Source organism: Citrobacter sp. Cpo148 (assembly GCF_030332375.1).
GTDB classification, from domain to species: Bacteria; Pseudomonadota; Gammaproteobacteria; order Enterobacterales; family Enterobacteriaceae; genus Citrobacter; species Citrobacter portucalensis.
This window is the reverse complement of sequence record NZ_JAOWHY010000042.1, coordinates 566,316-578,602: the sequence shown is the minus strand read 5'-3', so window position 1 is coordinate 578,602 and position 12,287 is coordinate 566,316. Positions and strand designations below refer to the sequence as shown.

Below are 12,287 nucleotides of genomic sequence, written 5' to 3'. Positions count from 1 at the left end.
ATTCCACTAATTTATTCCGTGTCACACTTTTCGCATCTTTGTTATGCTATGGTTATTGCATACCATAGGCTTAACGGAGCGAATTATGAGAGTATTGGTTACAGGTGGTAGCGGTTACATTGGAAGCCACACTTGCGTGCAGTTGCTGAAAAACGGTCACGAAGTGGTGATCCTGGACAATCTCTGCAACAGCAAGCGCAGCGTACTGCCCGTCATTGAGCGTTTAGGCGGCAAGCATCCGACCTTCGTGGAAGGAGACATCCGTAACGAAGCGCTGATAACCGAAATTCTGCACGATCATGCCATTGATACGGTCATCCATTTTGCCGGTTTAAAAGCCGTTGGAGAATCAGTTGCCAAACCGCTGGAGTACTATGACAACAACGTCAACGGCACTCTGCGTCTGGTGAATGCAATGCGCGCTGCTAACGTGAAAAACTTCATTTTCAGCTCCTCCGCGACCGTCTATGGCGATCAGCCGCAAATTCCTTACGTTGAAAGCTTCCCCACCGGCACGCCGCAAAGTCCGTACGGCAAAAGCAAGCTGATGGTGGAACAGATCCTGACCGATCTGCAAAAAGCACAGCCCGACTGGAGCATTGCCCTGCTGCGCTACTTTAACCCGGTTGGCGCTCATCCATCGGGAGATATGGGGGAAGATCCGCAAGGTATTCCAAACAACCTGATGCCTTACATCGCGCAGGTTGCCGTTGGCCGTCGCGAATCTCTTGCCATATTTGGCAATGACTACCCTACTGAAGATGGCACCGGCGTACGCGACTACATCCACGTGATGGATCTCGCCGACGGCCATGTTGCTGCCATGGAAAAACTGGCGGGCAAACAGGGCGTACATATTTACAACCTCGGTGCAGGCATCGGCAGCAGCGTGCTGGACGTGGTCAACGCCTTCAGCAAAGCTTGCGGTAAACCGGTGAATTACCATTTCGCCCCGCGCCGTGATGGCGATCTTCCGGCCTACTGGGCTGACGCCAGCAAAGCCGATCGAGAGCTCAACTGGCGCGTGACCCGCACACTGGATGAAATGGCACAAGATACCTGGCACTGGCAGTCACGCCACCCGCAGGGATATTCGGATTAAGGACCAATCATGACGCAATTCAATCCTGTCGATCATCCACATCGCCGTTTTAACCCGCTCACCGGGCAGTGGATCCTCGTATCACCACATCGCGCCAAACGCCCGTGGCAAGGGGCGCAGGAAACTCCGTCTAAGCAGGTACTGCCTGCACATGACCCGGACTGCTTCCTGTGCGCTGGCAATACGCGCGTTACCGGCGACAAAAACCCGGATTACACCGGGACCTATGTCTTTACCAATGACTTTGCGGCGCTGATGTCCGATACCCCGGACGCGCCGGACAGTCACGATCCGTTAATGCGATGCCAGAGCGCGCGCGGTACCAGCCGTGTAATTTGCTTCTCGCCCGATCACAGCAAAACGCTGCCGGAACTCAGCGTCCCTGCGCTAACAGAAATTGTGAAAACGTGGCAGGAACAGACTGAAGACTTAGGCAAAACCTATCCCTGGGTGCAGGTATTTGAGAATAAAGGCGCAGCGATGGGGTGCTCAAACCCGCACCCACACGGACAAATTTGGGCCAACAGCTTTTTGCCTAACGAAGCCGAACGTGAAGATCGCCTGCAGAAAGCGTACTTCGCCGAACAAGGCGCGCCGATGCTCGTTGATTACGTCCAGCGTGAGCTGGCGGACGGCAGCCGTACGGTCGTTGAAACCGAGCACTGGCTGGCAGTTGTCCCTTACTGGGCCGCGTGGCCGTTCGAAACGCTGCTGCTGCCGAAAGCGCACGTGTTGCGAATTACCGATTTGACCGACGAACAGCGTGCTGACCTGGCGCTGGCGTTGAAAAAACTGACCAGTCGTTATGACAACCTGTTCCAGTGCTCATTCCCCTATTCTATGGGCTGGCACGGCGCACCGTTTAACGGTGAAGAAAACCAACACTGGCAGTTGCACGCACACTTTTACCCGCCGCTGCTGCGTTCCGCGACTGTGCGTAAATTTATGGTCGGTTATGAAATGCTGGCAGAAACCCAGCGCGACCTGACGGCAGAACAAGCGGCTGAACGACTGCGTGCGGTCAGCGACATCCATTTTCGCGAATCCGGAGTTTAAATAATGAGTCTGAAAGAAAAAACACAATCTCTGTTTGCTGAAACATTTGGCTACCCTGCCACCCATACTATTCAGGCACCGGGTCGTGTGAACCTGATCGGTGAACATACCGATTATAACGACGGCTTCGTTCTGCCCTGCGCTATCGACTATCAAACCGTTATCAGCTGTGCGGCACGCGACGATCGAAAAGTCCGTGTGATCGCCGCTGATTACGACAATCAGGTTGATGAGTTCTCGCTTGATGCGCCAATTATCGCTCATGACAGCCAGCAGTGGTCAAACTACGTGCGTGGCGTAGTGAAACATCTGCAAAAGCGCAATAACGCCTTTGGCGGCGCGGATCTGGTGATCAGCGGTAACGTCCCGCAGGGTGCGGGCTTAAGCTCTTCTGCCTCACTGGAAGTCGCTGTGGGTACGGTATTCCAGCAGCTCTATCATCTGCCGCTCGACGGCGCGCAGATTGCCCTGAATGGCCAGGAAGCTGAAAACCAGTTTGTCGGCTGTAACTGCGGCATTATGGATCAACTGATCTCGGCACTTGGTAAGAAAGATCATGCGCTACTGATCGACTGCCGAACGCTGGGCACCAAAGCCGTTTCCATGCCTGAGGGCGTCGCGGTGGTGATCATCAACAGTAACTTTAAACGCACATTGGTCGGTAGCGAATACAATACCCGTCGCGAACAGTGTGAAACCGGCGCGCGTTTCTTCCAGCAGCCAGCGCTGCGTGATGTCAGCCTTGAAGCGTTTAACGCCGTCGCCCACGAACTGGATCCGATTGTCGCCAAACGCGTTCGCCACGTGATCACGGAAAATGCGCGTACCGTTGAAGCCGCTCAGGCGCTGGAAAAAGGCGACCTGCTGCGCATGGGCCAACTGATGGCGGAATCTCACGCCTCAATGCGCGATGACTTTGAAATTACCGTGCCGCAAATTGATACGCTGGTCGAGATTGTCAAAGCAACCATCGGCGATAAAGGCGGTGTCCGTATGACCGGCGGCGGCTTCGGCGGTTGCATCGTGGCGCTAATCCCGCAAGATTTGGTGCCGGCCGTACAGCAGGCCGTCGCGGAACAATACGAAGCAAAAACCGGTATCAAAGAAACATTCTACGTCTGCAAACCTTCACAAGGAGCAGGACAATGTTAAGCGAAATCCCTGTGCAGGCTCCGGACGGTCAGCCGTTTCGCCTGCTCACCCTGCGCAATGACGCAGGGATGGTCGTCACGCTCATGGACTGGGGCGCGACGCTGCTCTCTGCTCGTATTCCGCTTAGCGATGGTAGCGTGCGTGAAGCATTACTCGGATGCGCCAGTCCGGAACAATACCCGGAGCAGGCTGCGTTTCTGGGCGCTTCAATTGGTCGCTACGCTAACCGTATCGCCAACAGCCGCTATACCTTTGCCGGCGAAACCGTTGAGTTGGTACCAAGTCAGGGCGACAACCAGCTGCACGGCGGGCCAGACGGTTTCGACAAACGTCGCTGGCAGATAGTCAATCAGAATGACCGTCAGGTGCTGTTCGCCTTAACATCTGACGATGGCGACCAGGGTTTCCCTGGCCATCTATGCGCCACCGCGCAGTATCGCCTGACTGACGATAATCGTATTTCGATAACCTACCGCGCCACGGTCGATAAGCCCTGTCCGGTGAATCTGACGAATCACGTTTATTTTAACCTCGACGGTGACAAAACGGATGTGCGCCAGCATAAGCTGCAAATTATGGCGGACGAGTACTTGCCGGTTGATGAAATGGGCATCCCGCATGACGGGCTGAAATCCGTCGCTGGTAGCACTTTCGATTTCCGCACGCCTAAAATCATCAGCAGTGAATTTCTTGCCGATGACGATCAGCGCAAGGTGAAAGGTTACGATCACGCCTTCCTGCTTCAGGCACAGGGCAATGCGCGTACGCCGGTCGCCCGACTGTGGTCCCAGGATGAAAAACTGCAGATGGTGGTATGCACCTCCGCCCCGGCATTGCAGTTTTACTCCGGCAACTTCCTCGGCGGTACACCATCTCGCGGACCAGACGCCTACGAAGACTGGCAAGGTCTGGCGCTGGAAAGTGAGTTTCTCCCGGACAGCCCGAACCATCCAGAGTGGCAGCAGCCGGACTGCTTCTTACGCCCGGGTGAAGAGTATGCCAGCGTGACGGAATATCAGTTTATTCCAGTCTGATCCTTTCCCCTCACAGGCCCGACGACGTAACGTAGCGGGCCTGTTATTTGTTTATCACAGTAGAACCGCTCAAATCCCCACCACTCAAAGACAAAATCGCAACCTTGAATTCACAAGAACCTTACACTGTGGCGCTATTTTCGCTATGGTTATGCGTAAGCATTGCCGCTGACGCTTTACGGCAATATAATGAGAATTATTATCATTCAATATGATTTATAGGAGTGAGTGTATGGCTGTAACTAAGCTGGTTCTGGTACGTCACGGTGAAAGTCAGTGGAACAACGAAAACCGTTTTACCGGTTGGTATGACGTTGATCTGTCAGAGAAAGGCGTGGGCGAAGCAAAAGCGGCAGGTAAACTGCTGAAAGAAGAAGGCTACAGCTTCGATTTTGCTTATACCTCTGTGCTGAAACGTGCCATCCACACCCTGTGGAACGTACTGGACGAACTGGATCAGGCCTGGCTGCCGGTTGAAAAATCCTGGAAACTGAACGAACGTCATTACGGCGCGCTGCAGGGTCTGAACAAAGCTGAAACCGCTGAAAAATACGGTGACGAGCAGGTTAAACAATGGCGTCGCGGCTTTGCGGTAACGCCACCGGAACTGACCAAAGATGACGAGCGTTATCCGGGTCACGATCCACGTTATGCGAAGTTGACCGACAAAGAGTTACCGGTTACCGAAAGCCTGGCGCTGACCATCGATCGCGTTATCCCCTACTGGAACGAAACCATTCTGCCGCGCATGAAAAGCGGTGAGCGCGTAATTATCGCCGCTCACGGTAACTCTCTGCGTGCGCTGGTTAAATACCTGGATAACATGGGCGAAGATGAGATCCTTGAATTGAACATCCCGACCGGCGTACCGCTGGTATATGAGTTCGACGAAAACTTCAAACCAATCAAACATTACTATCTGGGTAATGCTGACGAGATCGCAGCAAAAGCAGCAGCCGTTGCGAACCAGGGTAAAGCGAAGTAATTTTCATCTTGGGTCAAACGAAAAAAGCGTGGAATGCTCCACGCTTTTTTATTGCCGGATGACGGCGTTGCCTTATCCGGCCTACCGAGCGTAGCCCGGATGAATTTTTTAACCGCGGCGCACTTTTACCGCATCCGCCAGCTGGCGCAACACCGCATCGGTATCTTCCCAGCCAATGCAGGCGTCGGTGATGCTCTTACCGTAGGTCAGCGGCTCACCGCTATCCGGGTTTTGATTGCCTTCTACCAGATGGCTTTCGATCATCACGCCAATAATTGCTTTTTCGCCCCCAGCAACTTGTCCGCAAACATCTTTCGCGACATCCATCTGCTTTTTGAACTGCTTGCTGGAGTTGGCATGGCTAAAGTCGATCATCACCTGCGCTGAAAGCCCTGCTTTGATCAGACCTTCTTTCACGTCGGCAACGTGCTGAGCGCTGTAGTTCGGCTCTTTGCCGCCGCGCAAAATAATATGGCAATCGCCATTACCACTGGTATTTACGATCGCCGAATGACCCCATTTGGTCACAGACAGGAAGCAGTGCGGCGCTCCTGCGGCGTTAATCGCATCAATCGCTACTTTTATCGTGCCATCAGTACCATTTTTAAAGCCAACCGGGCAGGACAGACCAGACGCCAATTCGCGGTGCACCTGAGATTCTGTGGTACGTGCCCCAATCGCGCCCCAGCTCATCAGGTCGGCGAGGTATTGCGGCGTAATCATATCGAGGAATTCACCCGCAGCAGGCAATCCGCTTTCATTGATATCCAGCAGCAGTTTACGCGCAATGCGCAGCCCATCGTTGATCTGGAAGCTGTTGTCCATGTGCGGATCGTTGATAAGCCCTTTCCAGCCAACGGTAGTTCGCGGTTTTTCAAAATAGACGCGCATAACGATTTCAAGCTCGTCTTTTAACTCTTCACGCAGTGCCAGCAGGCGAGCGGCATACTCTTTGGCGGCTGCCGGATCATGAATAGAGCAAGGCCCAATCACTACCAGCAGGCGATCGTCACTCCCTTTCAGGATTTTATGAATCGCCTTACGGGCATGAGCCACCGTGTTTGCGGCATTTTCAGTAGCGGGGAATTTTTCCAACAATGCGACTGGCGGTAATAACTCGTTGATCTCTTTAATGCGTAAATCGTCGTTCTGATAATTCATGATTATTCCAGCGTTGCCATACTTATATAAATGAATGCAATCCCTCCAATCTATATCTTCAGTCATAAAGTGTAAACGGGGTTTTACACTTTGGACGGATTAATCCTGGAATTGGCCAAAAAAACGCAATAAAGTAGCGAAAAACGAGATCCAACCTACAATTTATAACTGTAACAGCTTTAATTTTCATAAATTTCAAGATTCTATGCTGGGTTTAATTTCTCTGGCAAAACTATTAACCACATATTGATGATGTAACTGGCTCATGCACTGTTGGAAGACGTTATCCGACATATCGACCATAACAGGAGCATATTATGCATATGACAAAGCTGGCTTCACTCTTTCTTACCGCTACACTCAGCCTCGCCAGCGGCGCGGCGCTGGCTGCTGAAACCAATACACAGTCCAATAACGGCCAGGCAAATTCCTCGGCGGATGCCGGTCAGGTCGCCCCAGACGCACGCGAAAACGTGGCACCAAATAATGTCGACAACAGTAACGTGAATTCGGGTGGCACAATGCTGCACCCGAACGGTTCATCAATGAACCATGAAGGGATGACCAAAGACGAGATGCACAAAAACACCATGTGTAAGGACGGTCGCTGCCCTGATGTGAATAAGAAGGTTGAGACCGGAAACGGCATTAACAATGATGCTGAGACAAAAACTGATGGCACTACGCAGTAACGCTGAAAATAAAGCTAATAATGGGAGAGCAATAGCTCTCCTTTTTAATTTTATCATCCCAAAAACGGTATGATGGCATACAGTAAAGATGAGAATAACAAAGGGATGGCATAATGGCGCACTCGCATACTCATACTTCTTCTGAGCAACCCAAGGACAATAATGCCCGCCGCTTGATGTTTGCATTCTGCATTACAGCCGGATTTATGTTGGTTGAAGTGGTGGGTGGCATACTTTCAGGTTCACTGGCCTTGTTGGCCGATGCCGGGCATATGCTCACTGATGCCGCAGCGCTCCTTTTTGCGCTGCTGGCCGTCCGGTTTTCCCATCGCCCGCCCACAATACGACACACCTTCGGCTGGCTGAGGCTCACGACACTGGCCGCGTTTGTTAACGCCATCGCATTGGTCGTGATCACCATTTTAATCGTCTGGGAAGCCATTGAGCGCTTCCATACGCCCCGCCCCGTGGCTGGCGGCATGATGATGGTTATAGCTGTCGCGGGTTTACTGGCTAACGTGCTGGCTTTTTGGGTTCTACACCGCGGCAGTGAGGAGAAAAACCTGAACGTCCGCGCCGCGGCACTACATGTGATGGGCGATTTACTCGGCTCGGTCGGGGCGATCATCGCTGCGCTGATTATTATCTGGACGGGCTGGACGCCTGCGGACCCGATTCTCTCGATTCTGGTTTCCGTGCTGGTACTGCGTAGCGCCTGGCGACTGTTAAAGGATAGCGTTAATGAATTACTGGAAGGCGCCCCGCTGACGCTGGATATCGCCGCACTACAGCGCCATCTCAGCCGGGATATCCCCGAAGTCCGCAATGTGCACCATGTCCATGTCTGGATGGTGGGTGAAAAACCGGTAATGACGCTGCATGTGCAGGTGGTCCCGCCGCACGATCACGACGCGCTGCTGGAGCGTATTCAGCATTTCCTTATCCATCACTACCAGATTGAACACGCCACGATCCAGATGGAGTATCAGCCGTGTAATGGGCCGGACTGCCACCTGTATCAGGGGGTATCCGGCCATTCACACCATCACCATTAATGGGACAACGCGTGGGAACCCCGCTCGCGCGCGCTGTTAATCCACATCCTGCTACCGTTCAGGGCGATAACCGTCAGGATCATATACTCCAGCGACATGGCATATACGCCTTGCAGGGCGAAAATCACTACGCTTATTACGTTAATGATCACCCACAGCAGCCAGTTTTCAACGTACTTACGCGTCATCAGGATCATCGCCGCAATCGACAACACCATCATGCAGGAGTCCCAGAACGGGAATGCATCGGGTTGCAACTCAGGCACAACAACCTGCAATCCTAATGCCTGCATAATGTTCACCGCAATGCGGGTCAGGAACGCAAAGACCGGATCGATATAGACCGACATCAGGCCGATCGCCACCACGCAAGCCGCCAGCCAGCCGATCGCTTTTGGTAACGGCAACCAGCGAATTTTCAGTTCCGCTTCATGCTGGTTGGTTTGCCTGGACCAGGCATACCAGCCGTAGATGTTGGCGGCAAAGAAGAAAACTTGCAGCAACAGGCTTGCATAGAGCTGGATCTGAAAGAAGATAATCGCAAACAGCGTGACGTTTATCAGGCCGAAGAAGTAATTGCTGATTTTCTCAAGGCTTGCCAGGCCAATACACAGCAACCCAGCGATCGTCCCCACAGCTTCGATCCACGACAGATCGTAACCGCCAGCGCCAATCGGAATATGTACCAGAATGTTCTGCGTGCTAAAAAAGTCCATCTTTTCCCCCAGAGCCAAAAAATTAATTAAGCTCGAAGTGTAGCCGCAAATTCCAACATGCGGTTTAACGGCAACAACGCCCCTTCTCGCAGCGCAGCATCAACATGTATCTCATGAGCCGCTCCGCCTTGTTCCAGGCCCTCAGCAATCGCCTTGAGGCCGTTCATCGCCATCCACGGACAATGCGCACAGCTGCGGCAGGTTGCCCCCTCACCAGCCGTCGGCGCTTCAAGCAATTCTTTATCCGGAACGGCCTGTTGCATTTTGTAAAATATGCCCCGGTCAGTTGCCACAATCAGCTGTTGATGCGGTAACGATTTAGCTGCGTTGATTAACTGGCTGGTTGAGCCAACCGCATCGGCCATATCAACGATAGACTGAGGGGACTCCGGGTGCACCAACACCGCGGCATCAGGGTAAAGCCCCTTCATACGTGTTAAAGCCTGAGTTTTAAATTCGTCGTGGACGATACAGGCCCCCTGCCAACAAAGAACGTCTGCACCGGTCTGTTTTTGGACGTAGTTGCCCAGATGTCTGTCCGGAGCCCAGATGATTTTTTCACCCAAACTATCAAGATGCTCAATAAGTTCTACCGCGATACTGGATGTGACGACCCAGTCCGCACGTGCTTTAACGGCGGCTGAGGTATTGGCGTAAACCACCACGGTACGATCCGGGTGCGCATCGCAAAACGCGCTGAACGCATCAATCGGACAGCCCAGATCTAATGAGCATTCCGCCTGTAGGGTCGGCATCAGGATGGTCTTTTCCGGGCTGAGGATTTTGGCGGTTTCCCCCATAAACCTCACGCCTGCAACCAACAGCGTAGAGGCAGAATGTTTTGAGCCGAAACGCGCCATCTCCAGAGAATCAGAAATACAACCACCGGTCTCTTCGGCCAACTGCTGAATTTCAGGATCGGTGTAATAGTGCGCGACCATAACGGCATCACGCTCTTTCAGCAGGCGCTTGATTTTTTCACGATAAAATTGCTTTTCATCCACACTCAGCGGGGCTGGCTTCGGCGGAAACGGATAAATTGCTGCTTCTGGATCAAACATCACGCTCATCTTGCTTTCTCGTTTTACTGGCTTAACGAAATAACCGATTAAAAGCGTGACGCACGCCGTATTCGGTTAGTTTTGTTTTATATGCTAAACAAGATAGCGGATTGGCGTAAGAAAGTCACAATAATTGCGTGTGATGAATGCCGGAAGGCGACTGACGTCTTATCCGGCCTACGTGAATAGTGTCGTCTGTAGGACTGATAAGCGAAGCGCATCAGGCAAGCAGATTCGAATCTTATAAATCGCAGATAGCAAAAAGGCGCCTTTAGGGCGCCTTTTTACACTGGTGGGGCGTGCAGGATTCGAACCTGCGACCAATTGATTAAAAGTCAACTGCTCTACCAACTGAGCTAACGCCCCCTTATGGGGTTTACTTCTTAATACTTTCAGGATGGTGGGTCGTGCAGGATTCGAACCTGCGACCAATTGATTAAAAGTCAACTGCTCTACCAACTGAGCTAACGACCCGCTCGGGTATAACCTGAAAATTTTTACTCGGTGCCACCAATAAATTGGTGGGGCGTGCAGGATTCGAACCTGCGACCAATTGATTAAAAGTCAACTGCTCTACCAACTGAGCTAACGCCCCGAGTGGTGGGTGATGACGGGATCGAACCGCCGACCCCCTCCTTGTAAGGGAGGTGCTCTCCCAGCTGAGCTAATCACCCGATACTGCGCTGGATACTACTTACTAACTAAGTTAGTGGTGGGTCGTGCAGGATTCGAACCTGCGACCAATTGATTAAAAGTCAACTGCTCTACCAACTGAGCTAACGACCCACTTTTTTTGCCGCTTTCGGGCTGTTTGATATCCCTTGGCAACGGCGGCATATATTACTGATTTCAGATTTTAGCGCAACAAAAATTTCGATGTAAATAACTCAACTGCTTAGGAATCACACGACGCGACCAGAATTAACACGATTTCTGGTCGCATGGTGTTCATTACATCGCGCCAAGGCGTTTTTGCGCTTGTTTCGCGCCATCAGTGCCAGGGTATTTAGTGATAACCTGCTGATAAACGGCTTTCGCTTTCTCTTTATCACCTTTGTCCTGCATGATGACGCCGACTTTATACATCGCGTCTGCAGCCTTTGGTGATTTCGGGAAGTTTTTGACTACTGAAGCAAAATAGAACGCTGCATCATCTTTTTTCCCCTTGTTGTAATTCAACTGACCCAGCCAGTAATTCGCATTTGGCAGGTAAGTTGAGTCTGGGTACTTTTTAATGAAGTTCTGAAATGCTTCAATCGCGTCATCCTGGCGGGATTTATCCTGCACCAGAGCAATGGCCGCATTGTAATCGGTATTCGCATCGCCAGTTTGTACCGGAGCACCTGACGCTGCCGCTGCACCCGCATCAGGTGCAGGGGTTGCTGCTGCCCCACTCTGATCGCCGCCCGCAGATTGCGCCGCAGGTGCACTACCGCTACCAAGATTATTCATCTGCAGCAATATCTGCTTCTGGCGTTCAACAACCTGATTCAGTTGATACTGATTTTCCTGAATTTGACCGCGCAGGGAATCAATATCGGACTGATTATCGGAGAGTTGTTGCTGGAGTTGGGTTAAAAGCTGACTGTGAGCGTTAGAAATACGCTCGAGTTGAGTGACACGGTCTTCGACCGAGCCAGAGCCGACACTACTGATTGGCGCCTGTGCAAAAGCGGCCCAGGGGGCCGCTATGCCAACCAGTAACGACAGACTCAACAGATGATGTCTGAAGTTACTGCTCATGCAATTCTCTTAGTAAACCAGTACGGCGCGACGGTTTTTGGCGTAAGCCGCTTCGTCATGACCCAGTACTGCAGGTTTTTCTTTACCGTAAGAAACGATGGAGATCTGGTCAGCAGAAACGCCTTTACCCTGCAGGTACATCTTAACGGCGTTCGCACGACGCTCACCCAGGGAGATGTTGTACTCAGGAGTACCACGTTCGTCCGCATGACCTTCTACGGTGACTTTGTAAGACGGGTTGCTACGCAGGAAGTTAGCGTGAGCATCCAGCATTGCAGCGAAGTCAGAACGGATATCGTACTTGTCCAGATCGAAGTAAACGATGTTGTTCTGCTGCAGCTGTTGCATCTGAAGACGCGCTTGCTCTTCAGAAGACATGTTGCCGCTGCCGTTTGCATCCATACCAGTGCCGGCACCCAGCATGCCTTCGCTGCCGTCATTGCTGGCGTTCTTGTTAGAAGAACACGCTGCAATAGCCATAACAGGCAGAGCAATCATCAGCCCTTTCAGCACTTTGTTCAGTTGCATTT

Annotated in this window: 12 protein-coding genes and 5 tRNA genes; 7 read left to right on the top strand and 10 right to left on the bottom strand. The window is 52.1% G+C overall.

The window, feature by feature from the left end:
* Positions 1-85: 85 nt before the first annotated feature.
* From galE to gpmA, 5 genes are all read left to right on the top strand, one after another.
* Complete coding sequence (gene galE, locus OGY10_RS09360; protein ID WP_003831462.1) at positions 86-1,102, top strand: UDP-glucose 4-epimerase GalE; 1,017 nt, start codon at positions 86-88, stop codon at positions 1,100-1,102.
* 9 nt (positions 1,103-1,111) lie between these two features.
* Positions 1,112-2,158 (top strand): galactose-1-phosphate uridylyltransferase, encoded by a 1,047-nt coding sequence (gene galT / locus OGY10_RS09355; protein WP_032942745.1) that lies wholly within the window; start codon positions 1,112-1,114, stop codon positions 2,156-2,158.
* 3 nt (positions 2,159-2,161) lie between these two features.
* Entirely contained in the window at positions 2,162-3,310 is a 1,149-nt protein-coding gene (galK, locus tag OGY10_RS09350; protein WP_032942744.1) for a galactokinase, read from the top strand.
* The gene (galM, locus tag OGY10_RS09345) at positions 3,304-4,344 is read left to right on the top strand and encodes a galactose-1-epimerase (RefSeq protein WP_286576663.1); all 1,041 of its coding nucleotides are present in this window, start codon (positions 3,304-3,306) and stop codon (positions 4,342-4,344) included. The genes galK and galM overlap by 7 nt, the downstream gene beginning before the upstream one ends.
* A 232-nt stretch (positions 4,345-4,576) precedes the next feature.
* Positions 4,577-5,329: a 2,3-diphosphoglycerate-dependent phosphoglycerate mutase gene (gene gpmA, locus OGY10_RS09340; RefSeq protein WP_003022999.1), complete on the top strand. Its 753-nt coding sequence runs from the start codon at positions 4,577-4,579 to the stop codon at positions 5,327-5,329.
* Between the two features lie 108 nt (positions 5,330-5,437).
* Here gpmA and aroG read toward each other — a convergent pair whose 3' ends face one another.
* A complete protein-coding gene (gene aroG, locus OGY10_RS09335) occupies positions 5,438-6,490 on the bottom strand; it encodes a 3-deoxy-7-phosphoheptulonate synthase AroG (RefSeq protein ID WP_286576661.1) in 1,053 nt (350 codons plus the stop codon).
* Positions 6,491-6,807: 317 nt separating this feature from the next.
* Between aroG and OGY10_RS09330 the strand changes: the two genes are divergently transcribed.
* Both OGY10_RS09330 and zitB read left to right on the top strand, forming a co-directional pair.
* Entirely contained in the window at positions 6,808-7,182 is a 375-nt protein-coding gene (locus tag OGY10_RS09330) for a YbgS-like family protein (RefSeq protein WP_003022994.1), read from the top strand.
* A 113-nt stretch (positions 7,183-7,295) separates the two neighbouring features.
* Positions 7,296-8,237: a CDF family zinc transporter ZitB gene (gene zitB / locus OGY10_RS09325; protein ID WP_032942740.1), complete on the top strand. Its 942-nt coding sequence runs from the start codon at positions 7,296-7,298 to the stop codon at positions 8,235-8,237.
* Here the strand turns inward: zitB and pnuC are convergent.
* From pnuC to pal, 9 genes are all read right to left on the bottom strand, one after another.
* Positions 8,234-8,953: a nicotinamide riboside transporter PnuC gene (pnuC, locus tag OGY10_RS09320; RefSeq protein ID WP_008784161.1), complete on the bottom strand. Its 720-nt coding sequence runs from the start codon at positions 8,951-8,953 to the stop codon at positions 8,234-8,236. The two genes, zitB and pnuC, sit on opposite strands and share 4 nt — an antisense overlap.
* Before the next feature lie 26 nt (positions 8,954-8,979).
* The gene (gene nadA / locus OGY10_RS09315; protein ID WP_003837113.1) at positions 8,980-10,023 is read right to left on the bottom strand and encodes a quinolinate synthase NadA; all 1,044 of its coding nucleotides are present in this window, start codon (positions 10,021-10,023) and stop codon (positions 8,980-8,982) included.
* 281 nt (positions 10,024-10,304) lie between these two features.
* Positions 10,305-10,380 (bottom strand) — tRNA-Lys (locus tag OGY10_RS09310).
* Positions 10,381-10,412: 32 nt separating this feature from the next.
* Positions 10,413-10,488, bottom strand: a tRNA-Lys gene (locus OGY10_RS09305).
* A gap of 45 nt (positions 10,489-10,533) precedes the next feature.
* Positions 10,534-10,609, bottom strand: a tRNA-Lys gene (locus OGY10_RS09300).
* Between the two features lie 3 nt (positions 10,610-10,612).
* A tRNA-Val gene (locus OGY10_RS09295) sits at positions 10,613-10,688 on the bottom strand.
* A gap of 36 nt (positions 10,689-10,724) precedes the next feature.
* Positions 10,725-10,800: transfer RNA gene (locus OGY10_RS09290), tRNA-Lys, on the bottom strand.
* 165 nt (positions 10,801-10,965) lie between these two features.
* Positions 10,966-11,757, bottom strand: coding sequence for a cell division protein CpoB (gene cpoB, locus OGY10_RS09285; RefSeq protein WP_003831441.1), 792 nt, complete (start codon positions 11,755-11,757; stop codon positions 10,966-10,968).
* Between the two features lie 9 nt (positions 11,758-11,766).
* Complete coding sequence (pal, locus tag OGY10_RS09280) at positions 11,767-12,285, bottom strand: peptidoglycan-associated lipoprotein Pal (protein ID WP_003022983.1); 519 nt, start codon at positions 12,283-12,285, stop codon at positions 11,767-11,769.
* Positions 12,286-12,287 lie beyond the last annotated feature (2 nt).

What these genes read in the sequence shown, in the direction of transcription:
- galE (WP_003831462.1), top strand. Translation starts at nt 86, where the DNA reads ATGAGAGTATTGGTTACAGGTGGTAGCGGTTACATTGGAAGCCACACT.
- galT (WP_032942745.1), top strand. Translation starts at nt 1,112, where the DNA reads ATGACGCAATTCAATCCTGTCGATCATCCACATCGCCGTTTTAACCCG.
- galK (WP_032942744.1), top strand. Translation starts at nt 2,162, where the DNA reads ATGAGTCTGAAAGAAAAAACACAATCTCTGTTTGCTGAAACATTTGGC.
- galM (WP_286576663.1), top strand. Translation starts at nt 3,304, where the DNA reads ATGTTAAGCGAAATCCCTGTGCAGGCTCCGGACGGTCAGCCGTTTCGC.
- gpmA (WP_003022999.1), top strand. Translation starts at nt 4,577, where the DNA reads ATGGCTGTAACTAAGCTGGTTCTGGTACGTCACGGTGAAAGTCAGTGG.
- aroG (WP_286576661.1), bottom strand. Translation starts at nt 6,490, where the DNA reads ATGAATTATCAGAACGACGATTTACGCATTAAAGAGATCAACGAGTTA.
- OGY10_RS09330 (WP_003022994.1), top strand. Translation starts at nt 6,808, where the DNA reads ATGCATATGACAAAGCTGGCTTCACTCTTTCTTACCGCTACACTCAGC.
- zitB (WP_032942740.1), top strand. Translation starts at nt 7,296, where the DNA reads ATGGCGCACTCGCATACTCATACTTCTTCTGAGCAACCCAAGGACAAT.
- pnuC (WP_008784161.1), bottom strand. Translation starts at nt 8,953, where the DNA reads ATGGACTTTTTTAGCACGCAGAACATTCTGGTACATATTCCGATTGGC.
- nadA (WP_003837113.1), bottom strand. Translation starts at nt 10,023, where the DNA reads ATGAGCGTGATGTTTGATCCAGAAGCAGCAATTTATCCGTTTCCGCCG.
- cpoB (WP_003831441.1), bottom strand. Translation starts at nt 11,757, where the DNA reads ATGAGCAGTAACTTCAGACATCATCTGTTGAGTCTGTCGTTACTGGTT.
- pal (WP_003022983.1), bottom strand. Translation starts at nt 12,285, where the DNA reads ATGCAACTGAACAAAGTGCTGAAAGGGCTGATGATTGCTCTGCCTGTT.